Origin of the sequence: Bradyrhizobium glycinis (assembly GCF_016031655.1) — a bacterium.
Taxonomy (GTDB): domain Bacteria; phylum Pseudomonadota; class Alphaproteobacteria; order Rhizobiales; family Xanthobacteraceae; genus Bradyrhizobium; species Bradyrhizobium glycinis.
Map to the genome: position 1 here is coordinate 140,696 of NZ_JACCHQ010000011.1, position 19,802 is coordinate 160,497.

Here is a 19,802-nt window from a genome sequence, read left to right on the forward strand (position 1 = left end):
CTTTCACGACCGATCGGTCTAAATATCGACGCGCCGACGCCGGAGGGGCGTCTGTTGGTGGTTACGTTACGAAGCGGTCGAGCAGGGCGTCAGCAGTGGCTTGCGATGCGGCCCGTGCGGGCGCCGTCTTGCTGACCACGCGCAGCCCTTCGACGAAACAGACGAGAATGCGGGCGGCGCTTGCGGGCTCGACGCCGTCGGCCAGCCTGCCGGCCGTCTTCGCACGGGACAATGCATCCACCAGCCTGGCCTCCATCGTCTTGAAGAAGCCCGCGGCGCGTCGCGCGACCTCGGCGTCCTTCCCGGCCAGCTCCATGGCTGTGGCCACAAGCAGGCAGCCGCGGCGCCCATGGGCGCCGCTGGTGCGGTCGACATAGCCGGCAAGGAAAGCCCGCAAGCCATCGACCGGATCCCTGTGTGGGGCGAGTTCGACATCCATCCGTGCGATGGCTTCGGCGATGTAGCGATCAAGCGCGAGCAAGAACAGCGAATGCTTGTCGCCGAACGCGGCGTAGAGGCTGCCGCGCGACAGCCTGGTCGCGCGAAGAAGATCCGGCAGCGCCGTAGCATGGTAGCCGCGCGACCAGAACACGTCCATCGCGCATCCGACGGCGGCGTCAATGTCGAAGCTTCGCGGTCGGCCGCGGGGCGATTGCACTGAGGTCTGTCGGGCCATTCTAGATATATAGACTAATTGGTCCATATATCGCAAGGGAACCTTCGACCCCGCGCTTACGGCGCCGCCCGCGGGAGGTCTACTGCGAAAAATACGGATTGGCGACACAACTCGCCGAACGTCCCACCGCCAGAAACCTGGATTGCGCGAGCGAGTGGAGCGGCTGGATCCGTGCCGAACATGCGCAAGCGAGCTTGCGATTGATGCGCGCACGAATGTGATGAATGCCAGCGAAAATATGGCGACAATGGGATGAGCAACTCACCCGCGCTTTGCGACTTTCCCATCACGCGAATGTGCGCGCGACGATGTTACGCGCGCATGCAGTTGATCTCGTCGCGTCGACGCTGAAACGGCTGAAAACCCTTGTTTCAAAGGGTTTCCACGCACGCGTCGATTAACATTCGTTAATGAGCGAGGTCCTTTCGATCGCACTGTGGCGTCGGGGTTACAGCAATTCCGTCGATCGCTGTTATGACCAACGCCACGGCCCGGGGGCCTCTCTGAAGAAACTGGAACGGGAATCAAATGAAGAAGAAGTTGTTGCTCGCCGCTGTCAGCCTTGTCGCGCTCAGCGCGGCTGCGCCGGCGCTGGCTGCCGATCTCGCGGCGCGGCCCTACACCAAGGCTCCGCCGGCGGCGATCGCCGCCGTTTACGACTGGAGCGGCTTCTACATCGGTCTCAACGGCGGCGGCGGTTCGTCGAACGCGAAATGGGACCTGGTCGGTTTCGGCCGTGATGGTTCGCACGACGCGACCGGCGGCACGGTGGGTGGCCAGATCGGGTATCGCTGGCAGTCTGGGCAGTTCGTGTTCGGCGTGGAAGGCCAGGGCAACTGGGCCGACTTCTCCGGCAGCCATGTCGGCGCGATCTCCGGCTTCACCAATAACACCAAGATCGATGCGTTCGGTCTGATCACCGGTCAGGTCGGCTACGCCTGGAACAACGTCCTGCTCTACGTCAAGGGCGGTGCGGCTGTGGTCAGCACCAAGTACGACGCCTCGTTCGCGGGCACGTCGCTGGCGTCGGGCAACGACACCCGTTGGGGCGGCACCGTCGGCGCAGGCCTCGAGTATGGCTTTGCCCCGAACTGGTCGGTTGGCGTTGAGTACGACCATATCTTCCTGGATGGCGGCGACAAGAACCTGACCGGCCCCATCGGTGTCCTGCCGGTCAACGTCAAGCAGGACGTGGACATGGGTCTGGTCCGCCTGAACTACAAGTTCGGCGGCCCGATGCTCGGCCGTTACTGATCCTGATCGCTCCCACTGGAGCGGTGGTCGAAAGCCCCGGCCTTGGCCGGGGCTTTTTTGTTGTTTGTATTCAGCGAGTTAACCATCTCCTTTCGGCAGCTTCCGGACCGCTTGACTCCATAGAACAAAATGAGAACTATGTTCTTCATTCGTTCCACCAAGGGGAGCAGGCCATGTTCAGGGTTTTCGTGGAAGAAGCCGCCGCACTGGCGTCCATCACGCTGTTCGTCGGGATGATCGCGATCTGGGCTCAGGTCATTCCGCAGCTCTAGTCTGGCTTCCTCTGACCTCTTGGGGAAAAGCGGGACGACGCGGCGAAGCGGCCGCTCCAGCGTGGACTCTGAAGCCGTGAGACCCCACCATTGAGAGGCGAGTCGGCCGCGCGGGTGCATGATGCCTTGAGGCGCCGGCGACCGCTCCATTTCATCTGCAAGAGGCCGTCACGCGACCATGCCGAGCGCCGGATTTGTTCACCTTCACGTTCACTCGGCCTATTCGCTGCTCAAGGGCTCGATCAAGATCGCCAAGCTCGCCGAGCTTGCCAAGAAGGACCACCAGCCGGCCCTGGCGCTGACCGACACCGACAATCTGTTCGGCGCGCTGGAGTTCTCCGACAAGATGGCGGGTTCCGGCATCCAGCCGATCGTCGGCTGCGAGCTCGCCATCGATTTCGGCGATCAGGATCCCAATGCGCGCAATGCGATGGGGCCGTCGCGCGTGGTATTGCTCGCCGCGCAGGGGCGCGGCTATCGCAGCCTGATGCGGCTGAACTCGCGCGCATTCCTGGAATCGCCGGACAGCCATGCTCCGTTCATCAAGCTCGACTGGCTTGAGGGCGAGACCGAGGGCCTCATCGCGCTGACGGGCGGGCCGGACGGGCCGATCTCGCTGGCGCTCGCCGGCGGCATGGTCGAGCTCGCCGGCGCGCGCTGCGAGCGTCTGGCTGCTTTGTTCGGCGACCGTCTCTACGTCGAATTGCAGCGCCACAACACCGAGAAGGAGCGGCGCGTCGAAGGCGGCCTGATCGACATCGCATACGCCAAGGGACTGCCGCTGGTTGCGACCAACGAGCCGTATTTCGCGACCACCGACGACTACGAAGCGCATGATGCGCTGCTCTGCATCGCCGGCGGCCGGCTGATCGCCGAGACCGACCGCGTGCAGCTGACGCCGGATCATCGCTTCAAGACGCGCGCCGAGATGGCGGTGCTGTTCGCCGACATTCCGGAGGCACTTAGCTCGACGGTGGAGATCGCCGAGCGCTGTTCGTTCCGGCCGATGACGCGCAAGCCCATCCTGCCGTTCTTCACCGTCGGCGCCGCCTCGAGCTCGGATGCGGCCGCGGTCGAGGCCGCCGAATTGAAGCGGCAGGCAGAGGAGGGGCTCGCCAAGCGCCTCAGCGTCCATGGCCTGTCGCAGGGCACGACGGAGGAGACCTACGCCAAGCGGCTCGCCTTCGAGCTCGATGTCATCACCCGCATGAAATACGCGGGCTACTTCCTGATCGTGTCCGACTTCATCAAATGGGCGAAGAGCCAGGGCATTCCGGTCGGGCCGGGCCGCGGCTCGGGCGCGGGCTCGCTGGTGGCGTGGGCGCTCACCATTACCGACCTCGATCCGATCAGGTTCGGCCTGCTGTTCGAGCGCTTCCTCAATCCGGAACGCGTCTCGATGCCGGACTTCGACATCGACTTCTGCCAGGACCGCCGCGGCGAGGTGATCAGTTACGTGCAGCAGCGCTACGGCCGCGACCAGGTCGCGCAGATCATCACCTTCGGTACGCTGCAGGCGCGCGGCGTGCTGCGCGACGTCGGCCGTGTGCTGCAGATGCCCTATGGCCAGGTCGACAAGCTGACCAAGCTGGTGCCGCAGAATCCGGCGGCGCCGGTGACGCTGGCGGCCGCGATCGAGAGCGAGCCGAAGCTGCAGGCGTTCCGCGACGAAGATCCCGTGGTGGCGCGCGCCTTCGACATCGCCCAGCGTCTCGAAGGCCTGACCCGCCACGCCTCGACCCACGCGGCCGGCATCGTGATCGGCGATCGTCCGTTGAGCGAGCTCGTGCCGCTCTACCGCGATCCCAAGTCCGATATGCCGGTGACCCAGTTCAACATGAAATGGGTCGAGCCCGCGGGGCTCGTCAAATTCGACTTCCTCGGCCTGAAGACGCTGACCGTGCTCGACGTCGCCTGCAAGCTGCTCAAGCCGCGCGGCATCCATGTCGATCTCGCCACACTGCCGATCGACGATGCCGAGAGTTATGCGATGCTGGCGCGCGGCGACGTGGTCGGCGTGTTCCAGGTTGAAAGCCAGGGCATGCGGCGGGCGCTGATCGACATGCGGCCGGACCGTTTCGAGGACATCATCGCGCTGGTCGCGCTCTATCGGCCGGGCCCGATGGCGAACATCCCGACCTATTGCGCGCGCAAGCACGGCGACGAGGAGCCGGAATATCTGCATCCCGTGCTGGAACCGATCCTGAAGGAGACCTTCGGCGTCATCATCTACCAGGAGCAGGTGATGCAGATCGCGCAGGTGATGTCGGGCTATTCGCTCGGCGACGCCGACCTGCTGCGCCGCGCCATGGGCAAGAAGATCCGCGCCGAGATGGACAAGCAGCGCGACATCTTCGTCGCGGGCGCGGTGAAGAACGGCGTGCCGAAGGGGCAGGCCGAGACCATCTTCGAGCTGCTCGCAAAGTTCGCCGATTACGGCTTCAACAAGAGCCACGCGGCGGCCTACGCGCTGGTGTCCTACCACACCGCCTACATGAAGGCGCATTATCCGGTGGAGTTCATCGCCGCGTCGATGACGCTCGATCTGAACAACACCGACAAGCTCTCCGAATTCCGCTCCGAGGCGCAGCGCCTCGGCATCAAGGTCGAGCCGCCGAACATCAACCGGTCGGGCGCGACCTTCGAGGTCGGCGAGAACACGATCTACTACGCACTCGCCGCGCTCAAGGGCGTCGGCATCCAGGCGATCGAGCAGATCATCGCGGAGCGCAACAGAGGCGGCCTGTTCACCTCGCTGGCCGATTTCGCCGCGCGCGTCTCGCCGCGCGCGATCAACAAGCGCATCATCGAAAGTCTCGCCGCCGCCGGCGCCTTCGACACGCTGGAGCCGAACCGGGCCCGCGTCTTTGCCGGCGCGGACGCGATCCTCGCCGCCTGCCAGCGCGCGCATGAAGCTGCGACGATCGGCCAGAACGACATGTTCGGCATGTCGGCGGATGCGCCGACCATCATGCTGCCGCAGGTGGAGCCGTGGCTGCCGGCCGAGCGGCTGCGCCGCGAATACGACGCGATCGGCTTCTTCCTGTCGGGACATCCGCTCGACGATTACGCGACCGTGCTGAAGCGGCTGCGGGTGCAGAGCTGGGCCGAGTTCTCGCGCGCGGTGAAGACCGGCGCCACCGCCGGCAAGGTCGCCGCGACCGTGGTCTCGCGCATGGAGCGGCGCACCAAGACCGGCAACAAGATGGGCATCATGGGCCTGTCCGATCCCACCGGTCATTTCGAGGCGGTGCTGTTCTCGGAAGGCCTTGCGCAATATCGCGACGTGCTGGAGCCAGGCGCGGCCGTGCTGCTGCAGCTCGGCGCCGAGCTCCAGGGCGAGGACGTCCGCGCCCGCGTGCTGCATGCCGAGCCGCTCGACGATGCCGCGGCCAAGACGCAGAAGGGCCTGCGCATCTTCCTGCGCGACACCAAGCCGCTGGACTCGATCGCCAAGCGTCTCGCCGGGCCCGATATGGCTGCGTCGAACGGCGGCGCGCCGAAGGTTGGCAGCCCCGGCATCGCACCGCGCGGAAACGGCGACGGCGAGGTCTCGCTGGTGATGATGCTCGACCTCGAGACCGAGGTGGAGATGAAGCTGCCAGGCCGCTTCAAGGTCTCGCCGCAGATCGCCGGCGCGATCAAGGCGGTGGCAGGCGTGGTGGACGTGCAACAATTGTGAGCCTCGTCCAGGGTTTGCAAAAGATCCATTGCAACCACGCGATGTTGTCCGATATGCTCGCAATCGGGCGAATTGGGGCATTGGGGTAATGACGTTCTGGCGGGGGGTGTTCGCGCTGCTCATCGCGGTTTGGCTGGGCGGCTGCGAAACTGAACGAAAAGGCTTGGACTTCTCGGGAATGATGCAACGCGTCGGACCTCCCGCCGCGGGACGGTCGCGCATCGTCGTACTTCGCGAGAAGGGGTATGCCGGCATCGGCGATGCCGGGTGGGATGTCAAGCTGGACGGCGGACCGATGGCCGACCTCAAGACCGGAACCTATGTCTATCTCGATCGTCCAGCGGGGCAGCATCAGCTTTCGGCGACGGCTGCGATGTTTCCGGGCACAAGCCAGCGGGAGTTTTCCACGCAAGCTGGCCGCACCTATTTCTTTCTGGCACGACCGAGCGAGAGGTCGAAAGTTCTGGGTGGAATGGCAATGGCGGGCGGCGTCGCCGGCCTGCTTGTCGGGGCCGCAGTCACGTCCAACAACAGCAATCCCGGGCCGCTCGATTTCTTTCCCCTGGAGGAAGATGCCGCCCGCACCACGATTGCCGAGCTTCGCCTCGCGCCGTAGCGGCAGGTCGCTCACGCGTCGCTGATCCCGCGACAGTACAGGCCCCGCGCTTGATGGCGGGTGAGGCCCGGCCATGTCGCTGCCTCAATCCCGGCATCTCGTTCAAGTGCCATTCAGCTGGCCGCGCGCCTGATGCGCGGTGGCCACCTCAACAACAAAGCGGGCACAGCCATGCGCGGGACGCTCAAACTCTTTCTCTGCCTTCTCCTGCCGATGGCCGTCCTTGCCGCGGGCGCGCCGCATCAGGCCCGCGCGCAAGCGCAGGAGAAGCGCATCGCGCTCGTGGTCGGCAACGGCGCCTATGCCAAATCGCCGCTGGCGACCACCGCGAACGATGCCGGCCTGATCGCACAGACGCTCCAGGCGGCCGGCTTCGACGTGGTCGGCGCGCGCGATCTCGACGGCGACACGCTGCGCAAGAGCTTGCGCGATTTCATCCAGAAGGCCCAGGCGTCGGGCCCGGGCACCGTCGCGATGATCTATCTTGCCGGCTACGGCGTGCAACTCGCCGGTGAGAACTATTTCATCCCGGTCGATTCCAACATCAGCCGCGACACCGACATACCGACCGAGGCCCTGCGCATCAGCGACTATGCGCGCCAGCTCGCATCTAGTCCGCTCAAGGCCAATATCGTGGTGCTCGACGCGGCCCGGGCGCAGCCCTTCATCGAGGGCGGTCAGCCGATCGCAAGCGGTCTGGCGCTGGTCGAGCCCGAGGCGAACATGCTGATCGCCTTCAATGCCGCGCCCGGCACGGTGGCGCCGGAGGAGCCGGGGCCCTACGGCATCTATGCGCAGTCGCTCGCCGAGATGATCCGCACCGGCGGCCTGCCGCTGCCCGAGGTGTTCGACCGCGTCCGCCTGCGCGTCAACGAGGCCTCCAAGGGCGCGCAGGTGCCCTGGAACGAGCAGAAGATCTCGGCGCCATTCTCGTTCTTCGAGCGCGCGCCCGATGCGCCGCCGCCACAGGCTGCGCCCGACCAGGTCGCCGCGATCCGCAGCAAGTCGATCCGCGATCTCGGCGTGCAGGACGCCTATGCCGCCGCGCTCGAGCGCGACACGCTGCCGGCCTATGAGGAGTTTCTCGCGGCCTATCCGAACGACCCGCTCGCCAAGCGCGTGATGGCGATCGTTGCCGCGCGCCGCGAAGCCATCACCTGGCGGCGGACCTACCGGACCGACACGCCAGAGGCCTATTGGTCGTATCTGCGCCGCTATCCGCGCGGGCCGCATGCGGCGGACGCGCGGCGGCGCCTTGCGATCCTCACTGCGCCGCCCGAGCCGCCGCCGACCTTCGCGATGATCGACTACGACGTGCCGCCACCGCCCCCGGAGGAGGTGGTCTATGTCGACCGTCCCGTGCTGTACTTCAGCGATCCCGATTTCGGCTTCGCGCCGCCACCGCCGCCGCCGGTCTATTATCTGCCGCCGCCGCCGCCGGATTTCGTCGTGCTGCCGCCGCCGCTGCCGGTGGTCGGCCTGTTCGTGCTGCCGCAGCCGGTGTTCGTGCCGATCCCGGTCTTCGTGAGGCCGCCGGTCTATGTCGCGCCGCCGCCGAACAACATCATCTACCAGAACATCCACAACACCACGGTCATCAACACCGTGATCAACCAGCCGCCGGCGCCGCCGCCGGCCGCGGGGCCGGCACCCGGACCGGCCAATCTGGCGCCGGCCGTTGCCGGCCGCGCGACGCCGGCAGGTCCGGCCGTGCCGCAGGCGGTCGCCCAGCGCGCCGCCCTGATCCAGCAGGGCAAGGCGCCGATGCCGCCGAGCGCGACGGTCCAGCCGACCGCGAGGCCGGGTATCGCGACACCGGCTCCGGCCAATGTCGCGCCTGGCACGACAGCGCCGCCGCCCGCAGGCGCCAAGCTGCCGCAGGCCAATACGGTGCCGCCGCCGGGAGCTCCCGGCAGCCCACCGGCCGGTCCGGCGCCCGGAGCTGGGACGCCCAGCGGCACATCCAGCCCGACCGCGAACGCTCCTGCCGGTAACGCCGCAGCAACCCCGCAAGCGCTGGCCCCGACCAAACCGCCGCCGGCCAATACGCTGCCGGTGCCCGGTACTCCCGGTGGGCCGCCGCCGGCCGCGGCCGCGCCGGGGACTATCCCGTCCCCTGGCAAGCCCGCCGCGACCGCCACGGCGCCGAGCGGCAACGTCCCACCGACGCAGCTGAAGGCGGCAACGACGCCCAATCAGCCGCCAGGTTCCGGAAACGCGGCGACCCCGTCAGCGGCCCTGCCCAAGCCGCCGGGGACGACGACCCCGCCCGCGCCTGACCTGCGCGGCAGGCCCGGCGCGCCCCAGCCGGGTGCCTTGCAGCCGCCGAGCGCGGCTTCCGGCAAGCCCGCGGCCCCGACCGCGCTCAAACCCGCGACACCTCCGCCGCCCGTGGCGGCACGGACACCGTCCGGAGTTCAGGATCATCGGCCCGCGCCACCGCCGCCGCAGGCCGCCAGGCCCGCCGCTCCACCGCCGCATCCCCAGGCCTTGGCAAGGCCGACGCCGCCGCCTCCGCCGCGCGTTGCTCCACCTCCGCCACCGCGAGCGGCGCCTCCGCCCGTGGCCGTGGCGCGGCCGGCGCCACCTCCACCTGTGGCCCGGCCGGCGCCGCCTCCGCCAGCGATGGCGCGGCCGGCACCACCTCCGCCGCCTGTCGCACGGGCAGCGCCGCCGCCACCACCTCCGGTCGCCCGACCGGCGCCGCCGCCGATGGCCGCCGCGCCGCGTCCGGCACCACCTCCGCGGCCAGCCGGCCCGCCGCCGAAGAGCTGCCCACCGGGCCAGCCCAAGTGTTAGGAGTGTTAGGAGGCTCAAGGGGCAGGGGACGGTGGGATGCGACAGCACCCTAGAGGCGTCCCCAAAGGCGGTTATTTCCTTGCTTCTGGCCGAAATGGCGCTATATAGCGCGCCATCTCACACGGAAACATGGCTCACAAGGCCGTCCGGTGGCAGCCGGGGCGAGAACGCTCCGTTTTGCTCACACGTTTCCGGAGGAACCAACCGGAGAATTAGAACGATGGCGCTTCCCGACTTCACCATGCGTCAGCTGCTCGAAGCTGGCGTGCACTTCGGCCACCAGGCCCACCGCTGGAATCCGAAAATGGCTCCGTTCATTTTCGGCACCCGCAACAACATCCACATCGTCGACCTCGCCCAGACCGTGCCGATGCTGCACCAGGCTCTCCAGGCCGTCAGCGACACCGTGGCCAAAGGCGGCCGCATCCTGTTCGTCGGCACCAAGCGCCAGGCGCAGGACGGCGTTGCCGACGCGGCCAAGCGCTGCGCGCAGTATTTCGTCAATTCGCGCTGGCTCGGCGGTACGCTGACCAACTGGAAGACGATCTCGGCCTCGATCAAGCGCCTGCGTCACCTCGACGACGTGCTCTCGGGCGGCGAAGCCAATTCCTACACGAAGAAGGAGCGCCTGACGCTTCAGCGCGAGCGCGACAAGCTCGACCGCTCGCTCGGCGGCATCAAGGACATGGGCGGTCTGCCCGACCTGATCTTCGTGATCGACACCAACAAGGAAGACATCGCGATCCAGGAAGCCCAGCGGCTCAACATCCCGGTCGCAGCGATCGTCGACACCAATTCGGACCCGAAGGGCATCACCTATGTGGTGCCGGGCAATGACGACGCCGGCCGCGCCATCTCGCTGTACTGCGATCTCGTCGCGCGTGCGGCCATCGACGGCATCTCGCGCGCGCAGGGCGATTCGGGCATCGACATCGGCGCCTCGGCCCAGCCGGTCGCCGAAGAGCTGCCAGCAGCATCCTCGAGCGGCTTCCAGGGTCTTGCGGGTCCTCGCGGCACGGCCGACGACCTCAAGAAGCTCCCGGGCGTGTCGGGTGCGATCGAGAAGAAGTTCAACGATCTCGGCATCTTCCACTATTGGCAGCTCGCCGAGCTCGACCACGACACCGCGCACACGATCGGCGAAGAAGTCGGTCTGCCGAGCCGCGCGGATGCCTGGGTGGCCAAGGCCAAGGCGCTGACCGCGGAAGCGGAATAGTCAAAAAGAGTGATGGGTTGGCCGGATAGGATCCGGCCACCATTTCAGTTGACTCGAATTCCTGAGATGGACCGCGGCGGGGCGCCTCGACGCCACGCTGCGGCAAACCGGCAGGCACAAAGGATTTTCAACGATGGCAACGATCACTGCTGCGATGGTCAAGGACCTGCGCGAATCGACCGGCGCGGGCATGATGGACTGCAAGGCCGCGCTCACCGAGACCAATGGCGACATGGAAGCGGCGCAGGATTGGCTGCGCAAGAAGGGGCTGTCCAAGGCCGCCAAGAAGTCGGGCCGCGTCGCCGCGGAGGGCCTGATCGGCGCGCTCACCAAGGGCACCAAGGGCGTCGTGGTCGAGGTCAACTCCGAGACCGACTTCGTCGCGCGCAACGGCCAGTTCCAGGGCCTGGTCAAGATGATCGCCCAGGTTGCGTTCGACGTCGGTGCCGACGTCGAGAAGATCAAGGCCGCCAAGGTCGGCGACGTCACGGTCGAAACCGCCATCAATGATGCGATCGCCACCATCGGCGAGAACATGACGCTGCGCCGTGCCGCCCAGCTCGAGGTGAGCCAGGGCGTGGTCTCGCACTACGTCCACGGTGCCGTCATCGAGGGCGCCGGCAAGATGGGCGTGATCGTGGCGCTGGAATCGCCGGGCAAGGCCGATGAGCTCGCCGCGCTCGGCCGTCAGATCGCGATGCACGTTGCGGCCGCCAACCCGCTGGCGCTCGATCCGTCCGGCCTCGATCCGGCCGTGGTCAAGCGCGAGAAGGACGTGCTGGCCGACAAATACCGTCAGCAGGGCAAGCCCGAGAACGTGATCGAGAAGATCGTCGAGTCCGGCCTCAAGACCTACTACAAGGAAGTCTGCCTGCTCGAGCAGGCCTTCATCCACGACACCGGCAAGTCGGTGGCGCAGGCGGTGAAGGAGGCCGAGGGCAAGGTCGGTGGCGCTGTGAAGATCGCCGGCTTTGTGCGTTATGCTCTCGGCGAGGGAATCGAGAAGCAGGAAAGCGACTTCGCGGCCGAGGTCGCCGCGGCCAGCGGCAAGAAGTAAGCGCCGGAACGTTCCTTCCGGCGAGCCGCCGGAAGCGGCGCCCGGAGAAGGAAAGTGCTCATGACTGATCCGGTCTATCGTCGCGTCGTGATCAAGCTGTCCGGCGAATATCTCGCGGGACAGCAAGGCTTTGGCATCGATCAGCCGACCGTCGACCGGGTTGCGGACGACCTGATCGCCGCCCGTCATCTCGGCACCGAGGTCGCGGTCGTGATCGGCGGCGGCAACATGGTCCGGGGTGTCGAGGTCTCATCCCGCGGGGTGTCGCGCACCACCGGCGACACCATGGGAATGCTCGCCACCATAATGAATTGCCTCGCGCTGGAAGCGGCGATCGAGCGCAAGGGAACGCCGGCACGGACGCTGTCGGCCTTCGTCATGCCCGAGATTTCCGAGCTGTTCACCCGCACTGCAGCGCACAAATATCTGGCCGAGGGCCGGATCGTGCTGCTCGGCGGCGGGACCGGCAATCCGTTCTTCACCACCGACACGACCGCGGTCCTGCGGGCCGCCGAGATCGGCGCGCAGGCGGTCCTGAAGGCCACGAATGTGGATGGGGTCTACTCGGCCGATCCGAAGCAAGATCCGACCGCGACTCGGTTCGACCGCCTGACGCATTCGCAGGCGATCGAGGGCGGTTACAAGGTGATGGATGCGACCGCCTTCGCGCTTGCCCGCGAGACATCGCTGCCTATCATCGTATTCTCGATCGCGGAGCCGGGCTCGATCGGCGCGATTCTGCGTGGCGTCGGCCACGGAACCATCGTCGCCGGCTGACGGCTCATCTGGCGCGCCGAAAGGGACGGTGCGGAGCGGTCGCCGGGATTTTGAAGGAGAAACGTGATGGCCACGGGTAATTTCGACCTCAACGAAGTGAAGCGCCGCATGCAGGGCGCCGTCCAGTCCCTCAAGCACGAGCTCGGCGGCCTGCGCACGGGACGCGCCTCCGCCTCGATGCTCGATCCGGTGCAGGTCGAGGCTTATGGCAGTCACATGCCGCTCAATCAGCTCGCCACCGTCAGCGTGCCGGAGCCGCGGCTGATCTCGGTGCAGGTCTGGGACAAGTCGATGGTCAAGGCCGTCGAGAAGGCGATCGTGGATTCCAATCTCGGCCTGTCGCCCGCGACCGAGGGCCAGGTGCTGCGCCTGCGCATTCCCGAGCTCAACGAGGAGCGCCGCAAGGAGCTGGTGAAGGTCGCGCACAAATATGCCGAAGCCGCCAAGGTCGCCGCACGTCATGTCCGCCGCGACGGTCTCGACGTGCTCAAGAAGCTCGAGAAGAATCACGAAATGTCGGAGGACGATCAGAAGCGTCACGCCGACGAGGTGCAGAAGGCGACCGACGGCACCATCGCGGAGATCGACCAGTTGCTGGCCGCCAAGGAAAAAGAAATCCTCACCGTTTAAGGCATCGCCTTCATGTCCAACGCCGCCGCGCCCGCAACGGAAGGACCTGACAGGTCCGAGGCGCCTGCGCATGTCGCCATCATCATGGACGGCAACGGGCGTTGGGCGGCTGCGCGCGGTCTGCCGCGAGCGGAAGGGCATCGCCGCGGCGTGGACGCGCTGCGCCGCGTGGTGCGCGCCTCGCACGAGCTCGGCATCCGCTATCTCACCATCTTCTCGTTCTCTTCGGAGAATTGGTCGCGCCCGGCGAGCGAGATCGGCGACCTGTTCGGCCTGCTGCGGCGCTTCATCCGCAACGACCTGGCGAGCCTGCACCGCGACGGTGTCAAGGTCCGCATCATCGGCGAGCGCGAAGGGCTCGAGAGCGACATCTGCGCCTTGCTGAACGAGGCCGAGGAACTGACGCGCGACAACACGCGCCTGACGCTCGTCGTCGCCTTCAACTACGGCTCGCGGCAGGAGATCGCCAAAGCGGCGCAGAAGCTGGCCCGCGAGGTCGCGGAGGGTAGGCGGGATCCTGCCACGATCGACGCCGAGACGCTTGGCGCGCATCTCGACGCGCCCGACATCCCGGACCCCGATCTCATCATCCGCACCAGCGGCGAGCAGCGCCTGTCCAACTTCCTGATGTGGCAGGCCGCCTATAGCGAGCTCGTGTTCGTGCCGATCCATTGGCCCGACTTCGACAAGGCGGCGCTGGAAAGCGCGATCGCCGAGTTTGGCAGGCGCGAACGCCGTTTTGGCGGCCTGGTCGCGAAGACCGCCTCGTGAACGAACCCGATCCTGCATCGGCGGGCGTCAAGCCTGCCCCGAGCAATCTGGTGATGCGGGTCCTCGCAGCGCTGGTGCTGGCGCCGCTGGCCATTGCGATCGCCTATGCCGGCGGCTGGCTGTGGGCGCTCCTCGTCACGCTGGTCTCGATCGGGCTGTTCGCGGAATGGCTGATGGTGGTGGGTGCGGGATCGGCCGCGCTGACCGGGGCAGGGACGGTCGCGATCGCCATGATGGGAGCCTCCGTCGCTTTCGGCGCGCTCAAGACGTCCGTCGCCACCGGCCTCATTGGCGGAGCCATCGTGACGCTGATCGCCCGGGGCAAGTTCTTATGGGCGGCCAGCGGATTTGCCTATGCGGCGGCGGCGCTGCTGGCCTCGATCCTGGTGCGGAAGGATCTCGTCAACGGCTTCTCCGCGCTGATGTTCGTGCTCCTCGTGGTGTGGGCGACCGACATCGGCGGCTATTTCGCCGGACGCAGCATTGGTGGTCCGAAATTATGGCCGCGCGTGAGCCCGAAGAAGACCTGGGCCGGCGCGCTCGGCGGCTTTGCGGCGAGCCTTGCGGTCGCGGCCGGCTTTGCCGCGGCCGGGATCGGAAAGGCGGTTCCACTGCTGCTCGTCAGCGCCGTCCTGTCGATGGTGTCGCAGCTCGGCGATCTCTTCGAATCCGCCGTGAAGCGGCGCTTCGGTGTCAAGGATTCCAGTCACTTAATTCCCGGCCATGGCGGGCTTATGGATCGTCTGGACGGTTTTGTCGCCGCCATCCTGGCGGCCTGGATTATCGGCTTTTTCCGCCATGGTGTGCATAGCGCCGGAAGCGGTCTTATGGTTTGGTGAGGATATGAGTGCCGTTCCCTTGCGTAACAACAGGCTTGCTGCGTCCGACATTCGCAGTGTCACGGTCCTCGGGGCCACTGGCTCGATCGGCGACAGCACGATGGATCTCTTGCGCGCCTCGCCCGAGCGCTACCGTGTTGAGGCGCTGACCGCGAACGGCAATGTCGCGGCGCTCGCCAAGCTCGCCAAGGAATTCAACGCGCGCTACGTCGCGATCGCCGACGCCTCCAAGCTCGCCGAGCTCAAGGCTGCGCTCGCGGGCACGAGCACGGAATGCGGCGCCGGCGAAAGCGCGGTGATCGAGGCCGGCGCGCGTCCGGCCGACTGGGTGATGGCGGCTGTCAGCGGCGCTGCCGGGCTGAAGCCGGCGCTCGCCGCGGTCGATCGCGGCGCGCATGTCGCGCTCGCCAACAAGGAGTGCCTGGTCTGCGCCGGCGACTTCTTCATGCAGCGTGCGGCAAAAGCGGGCGCCTGCATCCTGCCGGCCGATTCCGAGCACAACGCGCTGTTCCAGGCGCTGAGCTCAGGCAATCGCGACGAGCTCGTCCGCGTCATCATCACGGCCTCCGGCGGCCCGTTCCGGACCTGGAAGCCTGTCGACATCGAGCAGGCGACGCTCGAGCAGGCCCTGAAGCATCCGAACTGGAGCATGGGCCAGAAGATCACGATCGATTCGGCCTCCATGATGAACAAGGGGCTCGAGGTGATCGAGGCGTCCTATCTGTTCGCGCTCTCGCCGGACGAAATCGACGTGCTGGTTCATCCGCAGTCGATCATCCACGGCATGGTCGAGTTTTCCGACTGCTCGGTGGTGGCCCAGCTCGGCGCGCCCGACATGAGGACGCCGATCGCCCATTGCCTCGGCTGGCCCGATCGCATCAAGGGCCCGGCGGCCAAGCTCGACCTTGCCAAGATCGGCCAGCTGACCTTCGAAGCGCCGGACTTCGAGCGCTTCCCCGGCCTGCGGCTGGCCTACGAATCGCTCCGGACCGGGAAGGGTGCGACCACCGTCTACAACGCCGCCAACGAGGTCGCGGTCGCCGCCTTCATCGGCGGCAAGATCCGGTTCGGCGCGATTGCCCGGCTGGTCGAGGCGACCCTCGAGGATTGGATCAAAGGTGGCAACCAGGCGCCCCTGACCTCCGCGGACGATGCAATCTCTGTTGACCATGTTGCGCGAAATAGGGCTGCCGCCCTATTGCCTCAAATTGCCTTAAAGGCATCCTAGTTGGTTCGGGACCAGGGCCTTGCGGCGCTGGGTGAGGGAATTCGATGATCGACTTTTTCGTCCATAGTTTCAATACGTTGAGCCATGGGCTCCTCGGCTACGCGGTTCCCTTCCTGTTCGTCCTGACCATCGTCGTGTTCTTCCACGAGCTCGGCCATTTCTTGGTCGCGCGCTGGGCGGGCGTGCGCGTGTTGACCTTTTCGCTCGGCTTCGGCCCCGAGCTGGTCGGCTTCAACGACCGCCATGGCACCCGCTGGAAGATCTCGGCGATCCCGCTCGGCGGCTACGTCAAGTTCTTTGGCGACGAGAGCGAGGCCTCGACCCCGTCGGCCCAGACGCTGGCGGCCATGTCGGCCGAGGAGCGCGCCGGCAGCTTCCACCACAAGAAGGTCGGCCCCCGGGCGGCGATCGTCGCGGCCGGACCGATCGCCAATTTCATCCTGGGCGCGCTGATCTTCGCCGGAATGGCGCTCTATTACGGCAAGCCGAGCACGATCGCCCGGGTCGATGGTGTGGTCGCTGACGGCGCGGCGGCCGCCGCCGGCTTCAAGGTCGGCGACATCGTCGTCCAGATCGATGGCAAGCCGATCGAGAGCTTTGCCGACATGCAGCGAATCGTTGCGATGAACGCCGGTTCGGCGCTTACTTTTCAGGTGAAGCGCGACGGCGGGATCGTCTCGCTGACCGCTACCCCGGCGCTGCTGGAGCGCAAGGATCCGTTCGGCAACAGCCACCGCCTTGGCGTTCTCGGCGTCGAGCACAAGTCGCAGGCTGGGGAGGCCTCGACCACCCCGGTCGGCGTCGGTGAAGCGCTCAAGATCGGTGTCGAGCAGGTCTGGTTCATCATCACCAGCACCTTCAAGTTCCTGGGCTCGCTGTTCGTCGGCCACGGCAATCCGAACGAGGTCAGCGGCGTCCTGGGAATCGCGAAAATGTCGGGGCAGGCGGCCAGCGCCGGGTTCCAGTTCGTGATCAATCTCTGCGCGGTGCTGTCGGTCTCGATTGGCCTTTTGAACCTGTTCCCGATCCCGCTGCTCGATGGCGGCCACCTGATGTTCTATGCGGCCGAGGTGGTCCGGGGCCGGCCCCTGTCCGAGCGGACCCAGGAAATGGGGTTCCGAATCGGGCTTGGCCTCGTGCTGATGTTGATGGTGTTTGCGACCTACAACGACATCCTGCGGATGGCCGCTTCCTGATAGGGGCTTTTTTGTGGCGTTGCTGTTGAGCAACGTCTTGGAATGAAATTGAAATTACGGCGCTTTCGGCCGTTTGCGGCGTCGGCGAAATTGGCTACAAGCGGCCAGAACTTGGGGAATCTCCGGACCGGCGTTGGGGTTGGGTCTGGCAGGGAATGATAAGGGCGCGTTGCGCGATGAAGTTTGGACTGCGACTCCGGGGGGGCTTGCTCGCAACCCTGATCTTGTTCGGCGCGCCGGTGGTTGCCCCGGTTGGGGCTGTTTTCGTGTCTTCGTCTGCGCTCGCTCAGACCGTTCAGTCGATTACCGTCCAGGGGAATCGCCGCGTCGAGGTGGAGACGATCCGCTCCTATTTCAAGCCGGGTCCGGGCGGCCGGCTGGATCAGGCCGCCATCGACGACGGCCTCAAGGCGTTGATCGAGACCGGCCTGTTCCAGGACGTCCGGATCAACCGCGGTTCCGGCGGCCAGCTCATCGTCTCCGTGGTGGAAAACCCGGTGATCGGCCGCATCGCCTTCGAGGGCAACAAGAAGATCAAGGACGAGCAGCTCACCGCTGAAGTCCAGTCCAAGGCCCGCGGCACCTTCTCCCGCGCCATGGTGCAGTCGGATACGCTCCGTATCGCCGAAATCTATCGCCGCTCCGGTCGCTACGACGTGCGCGTCACGCCCGAGATCATCGAGCAGCCGAACAATCGCGTCGACCTGATCTTCACGATCGAGGAGGGCGTCAAGACCGGCGTCCGGTCGATTGAGTTCGTCGGCAACAATGCCTTCTCGTCCTACCGCCTTCGCGACGTGATCAAGACGCGCGAAACCAATCTGCTGAGCTTCCTCGGCAGCGGTGACGTCTACGATCCCGACCGCGTCGAAGCCGATCGCGATCTGATCCGCCGATTCTACCTCAAGAACGGCTTCGCCGACGTGCAGGTCGTCGCGGCGCTCACCGAGTACGACCCGGAAAAGAAGGGCTTCAACGTCACCTTCAAGATCGAGGAAGGCGCGCAATACCGCGTCGGCGCGGTGGATTTCCGCACCAGCATTCCGAACTTCGATCCGAGCTCGATGCGCGCCTATTCGCGCGTCAATGTCGGCTCGCTCTACAACGTCGAATCGGTCGAGAAGTCGGTCGAGGAGATGCAGATCGAGGCCTCCCGCCGCGGCTATGCTTTCGCCGTGGTGCGGCCCGGCGGCGACCGCAACTTCGAAGCGCACACCGTGTCCGTCGTGTTCAACATCGACGAGGGCCCGCGCACCTATATCGAGCGAATCAACCTGCGCGGTAATACCCGCACGCGCGACTACGTGATCCGCCGCGAGTTCGACATCTCGGAAGGCGACGCCTACAACCGCGCGCTGGTCGACCGTGCCGAGCGGCGCCTGAAGAACCTCGACTATTTCAAGAACGTGAAGATCACGACCGAGCCGGGCTCGTCGAGCGACCGCGTCATCCTGATCGTCGACATGGAAGAAAAATCGACCGGCGACTTCTCGGTCTCGGGCGGTTACTCCACCACCGACGGCGCGCTGGCCGAAGTCTCGATCGCCGAGCGCAACCTGCTCGGTCGCGGCCTGTTCGCCAAGGCTGCGGTGACTTATGGCCAGTATGCGCGCGGCTACTCGCTGTCGTTCGTCGAGCCGTATCTGCTCGACTATCGCGTGGCGCTCGGCCTCGACCTCTATCAGCGTGAGCAGAAGTCCAACAGCTACATCTCCTACGGCACCAAGACGCTCGGCTTCTCGCCGCGCCTTGGCTTCTCATTGCGTGAAGATCTCGCGCTCCAGTTGCGCTACTCGGTCTATCGGCAGGAGATCACGCTGCCGAGCTACCTGGCGAACTGTAACAACAACATCTTCGATCCCAACTACAATCCGAGCCCGGCCTTCATTGCGGCCGGCAACCCGCCCAGTCCCTCGAACACCTCGACGCTTGGTTGCTACAGCGACGGCGAGGCCTCGCTGCCGGTGCGCAAGGAGCTCGCCAACGGCAAGACGCTGACCTCGGCGCTCGGCTACACGCTGACCTACAACACGCTGGACAACAACAAGAACCCGACCGACGGTCTGCTCGTCGACTTCCGGCAGGACTTCGCCGGCGTCGGCGGCGACGTCTCCTATCTGAAGTCGGTCGTCGATGCGAAGTACTACACCCCGCTCGTCTCAGACATCGTCGGCCTCGTCCGCGTGCAAGGCGGCATGCTGAACAAGATCGGCGACGATCTGCGCATGCTCGACCACTTCCAGATGGGCCCGAACCTCGTCCGCGGCTTTGCCCCGAACGGCATCGGTCCCCGCGACTTGAATCCGTTCGGTACGCAGGATGCGCTCGGCGGCACCAAGTACTGGGGTGCTTCGTTCGAATTGCAGATGCCGTTCTGGTTCCTGCCCAAGGAAGTGGGTCTGAAGGGCGCGGTCTATGCCGACGCCGGCGGCCTCTACGACTACAGGGGACCGACGAGCTGGACCACCACCAACGAGGTCAACGCGCCGGGCTGTATCCCGTCGACCATCAATCCCTCGAGCACGGGAACCTGCACCGGTCTCGTCTATGACGACAGCAAGGTCGTCCGCTCGTCGGTCGGTGTCGGCGTGATCTGGCAGTCGCCGTTCGGACCGCTGCGCTTCGACTACGCCGTGCCGCTCAGCAAGGGCAAGTACGACCGCACGCAGGAGTTCCGGTTCGGCGGCGGCACCACGTTCTAATTCGATCAGCACGGCACGATCCGGATCACCGGAGCCGGTTTCCGAAAGGAATCGTGCCGATCCAAGAGATGAGGCATGATGCGGCCT

At 66.1% G+C, this 19,802-nt stretch carries 14 protein-coding genes; 13 read left to right on the forward strand and 1 reads right to left on the reverse strand.

Annotated elements, in window-relative coordinates:
- Positions 1–61: 61 nt before the first annotated feature.
- Positions 62–598, reverse strand: coding sequence for a TetR/AcrR family transcriptional regulator (locus HZZ16_RS18100; RefSeq protein WP_446479843.1), 537 nt, complete (start codon positions 596–598; stop codon positions 62–64).
- Between the two features lie 606 nt (positions 599–1,204).
- On the opposite strand from HZZ16_RS18100, the gene HZZ16_RS18105 reads away from it, so the two are divergent.
- The 13 genes from HZZ16_RS18105 to bamA all read left to right on the forward strand — a co-directional run bounded on the left by HZZ16_RS18105 (position 1,205) and on the right by bamA (position 19,715).
- A complete protein-coding gene (locus HZZ16_RS18105; protein ID WP_197950110.1) occupies positions 1,205–1,930 on the forward strand; it encodes an outer membrane protein in 726 nt (241 codons plus the stop codon).
- 450 nt (positions 1,931–2,380) lie between these two features.
- Positions 2,381–5,884, forward strand: a complete 3,504-nt coding sequence (gene dnaE, locus HZZ16_RS18110; protein ID WP_197950112.1) for a DNA polymerase III subunit alpha — start codon at positions 2,381–2,383, stop codon at positions 5,882–5,884.
- Between the two features lie 106 nt (positions 5,885–5,990).
- Positions 5,991–6,500, forward strand: a complete 510-nt coding sequence (locus tag HZZ16_RS18115; protein ID WP_311974214.1) for a DUF2846 domain-containing protein — start codon at positions 5,991–5,993, stop codon at positions 6,498–6,500.
- Between the two features lie 171 nt (positions 6,501–6,671).
- Entirely contained in the window at positions 6,672–9,299 is a 2,628-nt protein-coding gene (locus tag HZZ16_RS18120; RefSeq protein ID WP_197950116.1) for a caspase family protein, read from the forward strand.
- 220 nt (positions 9,300–9,519) lie between these two features.
- Positions 9,520–10,515 carry a 30S ribosomal protein S2 gene (locus HZZ16_RS18125; protein WP_197950118.1) on the forward strand — a complete coding sequence of 332 codons (996 nt, stop codon included), beginning with the start codon at positions 9,520–9,522 and terminating at the stop codon, positions 10,513–10,515.
- Between the two features lie 133 nt (positions 10,516–10,648).
- Positions 10,649–11,572 carry a translation elongation factor Ts gene (tsf, locus tag HZZ16_RS18130; protein ID WP_197950120.1) on the forward strand — a complete coding sequence of 308 codons (924 nt, stop codon included), beginning with the start codon at positions 10,649–10,651 and terminating at the stop codon, positions 11,570–11,572.
- A 60-nt stretch (positions 11,573–11,632) separates the two neighbouring features.
- Complete coding sequence (pyrH, locus tag HZZ16_RS18135; RefSeq protein ID WP_197950122.1) at positions 11,633–12,349, forward strand: UMP kinase; 717 nt, start codon at positions 11,633–11,635, stop codon at positions 12,347–12,349.
- A gap of 66 nt (positions 12,350–12,415) precedes the next feature.
- Positions 12,416–12,979, forward strand: a complete 564-nt coding sequence (gene frr / locus HZZ16_RS18140) for a ribosome recycling factor (RefSeq protein ID WP_027575609.1) — start codon at positions 12,416–12,418, stop codon at positions 12,977–12,979.
- 12 nt (positions 12,980–12,991) lie between these two features.
- Entirely contained in the window at positions 12,992–13,750 is a 759-nt protein-coding gene (locus tag HZZ16_RS18145) for an isoprenyl transferase (protein WP_197950125.1), read from the forward strand.
- Positions 13,747–14,589: a phosphatidate cytidylyltransferase gene (locus HZZ16_RS18150; RefSeq protein ID WP_197950127.1), complete on the forward strand. Its 843-nt coding sequence runs from the start codon at positions 13,747–13,749 to the stop codon at positions 14,587–14,589. The genes HZZ16_RS18145 and HZZ16_RS18150 overlap by 4 nt, the downstream gene beginning before the upstream one ends.
- Before the next feature lie 4 nt (positions 14,590–14,593).
- Positions 14,594–15,817 (forward strand): 1-deoxy-D-xylulose-5-phosphate reductoisomerase, encoded by a 1,224-nt coding sequence (gene dxr, locus HZZ16_RS18155; RefSeq protein ID WP_197950129.1) that lies wholly within the window; start codon positions 14,594–14,596, stop codon positions 15,815–15,817.
- A 44-nt stretch (positions 15,818–15,861) separates the two neighbouring features.
- Positions 15,862–17,013 carry an RIP metalloprotease RseP gene (gene rseP / locus HZZ16_RS18160; protein WP_197950131.1) on the forward strand — a complete coding sequence of 384 codons (1,152 nt, stop codon included), beginning with the start codon at positions 15,862–15,864 and terminating at the stop codon, positions 17,011–17,013.
- Between the two features lie 176 nt (positions 17,014–17,189).
- The gene (gene bamA / locus HZZ16_RS18165) at positions 17,190–19,715 is read left to right on the forward strand and encodes an outer membrane protein assembly factor BamA (protein WP_197950133.1); all 2,526 of its coding nucleotides are present in this window, start codon (positions 17,190–17,192) and stop codon (positions 19,713–19,715) included.
- The last annotated feature ends 87 nt before the right edge of the window (positions 19,716–19,802 follow it).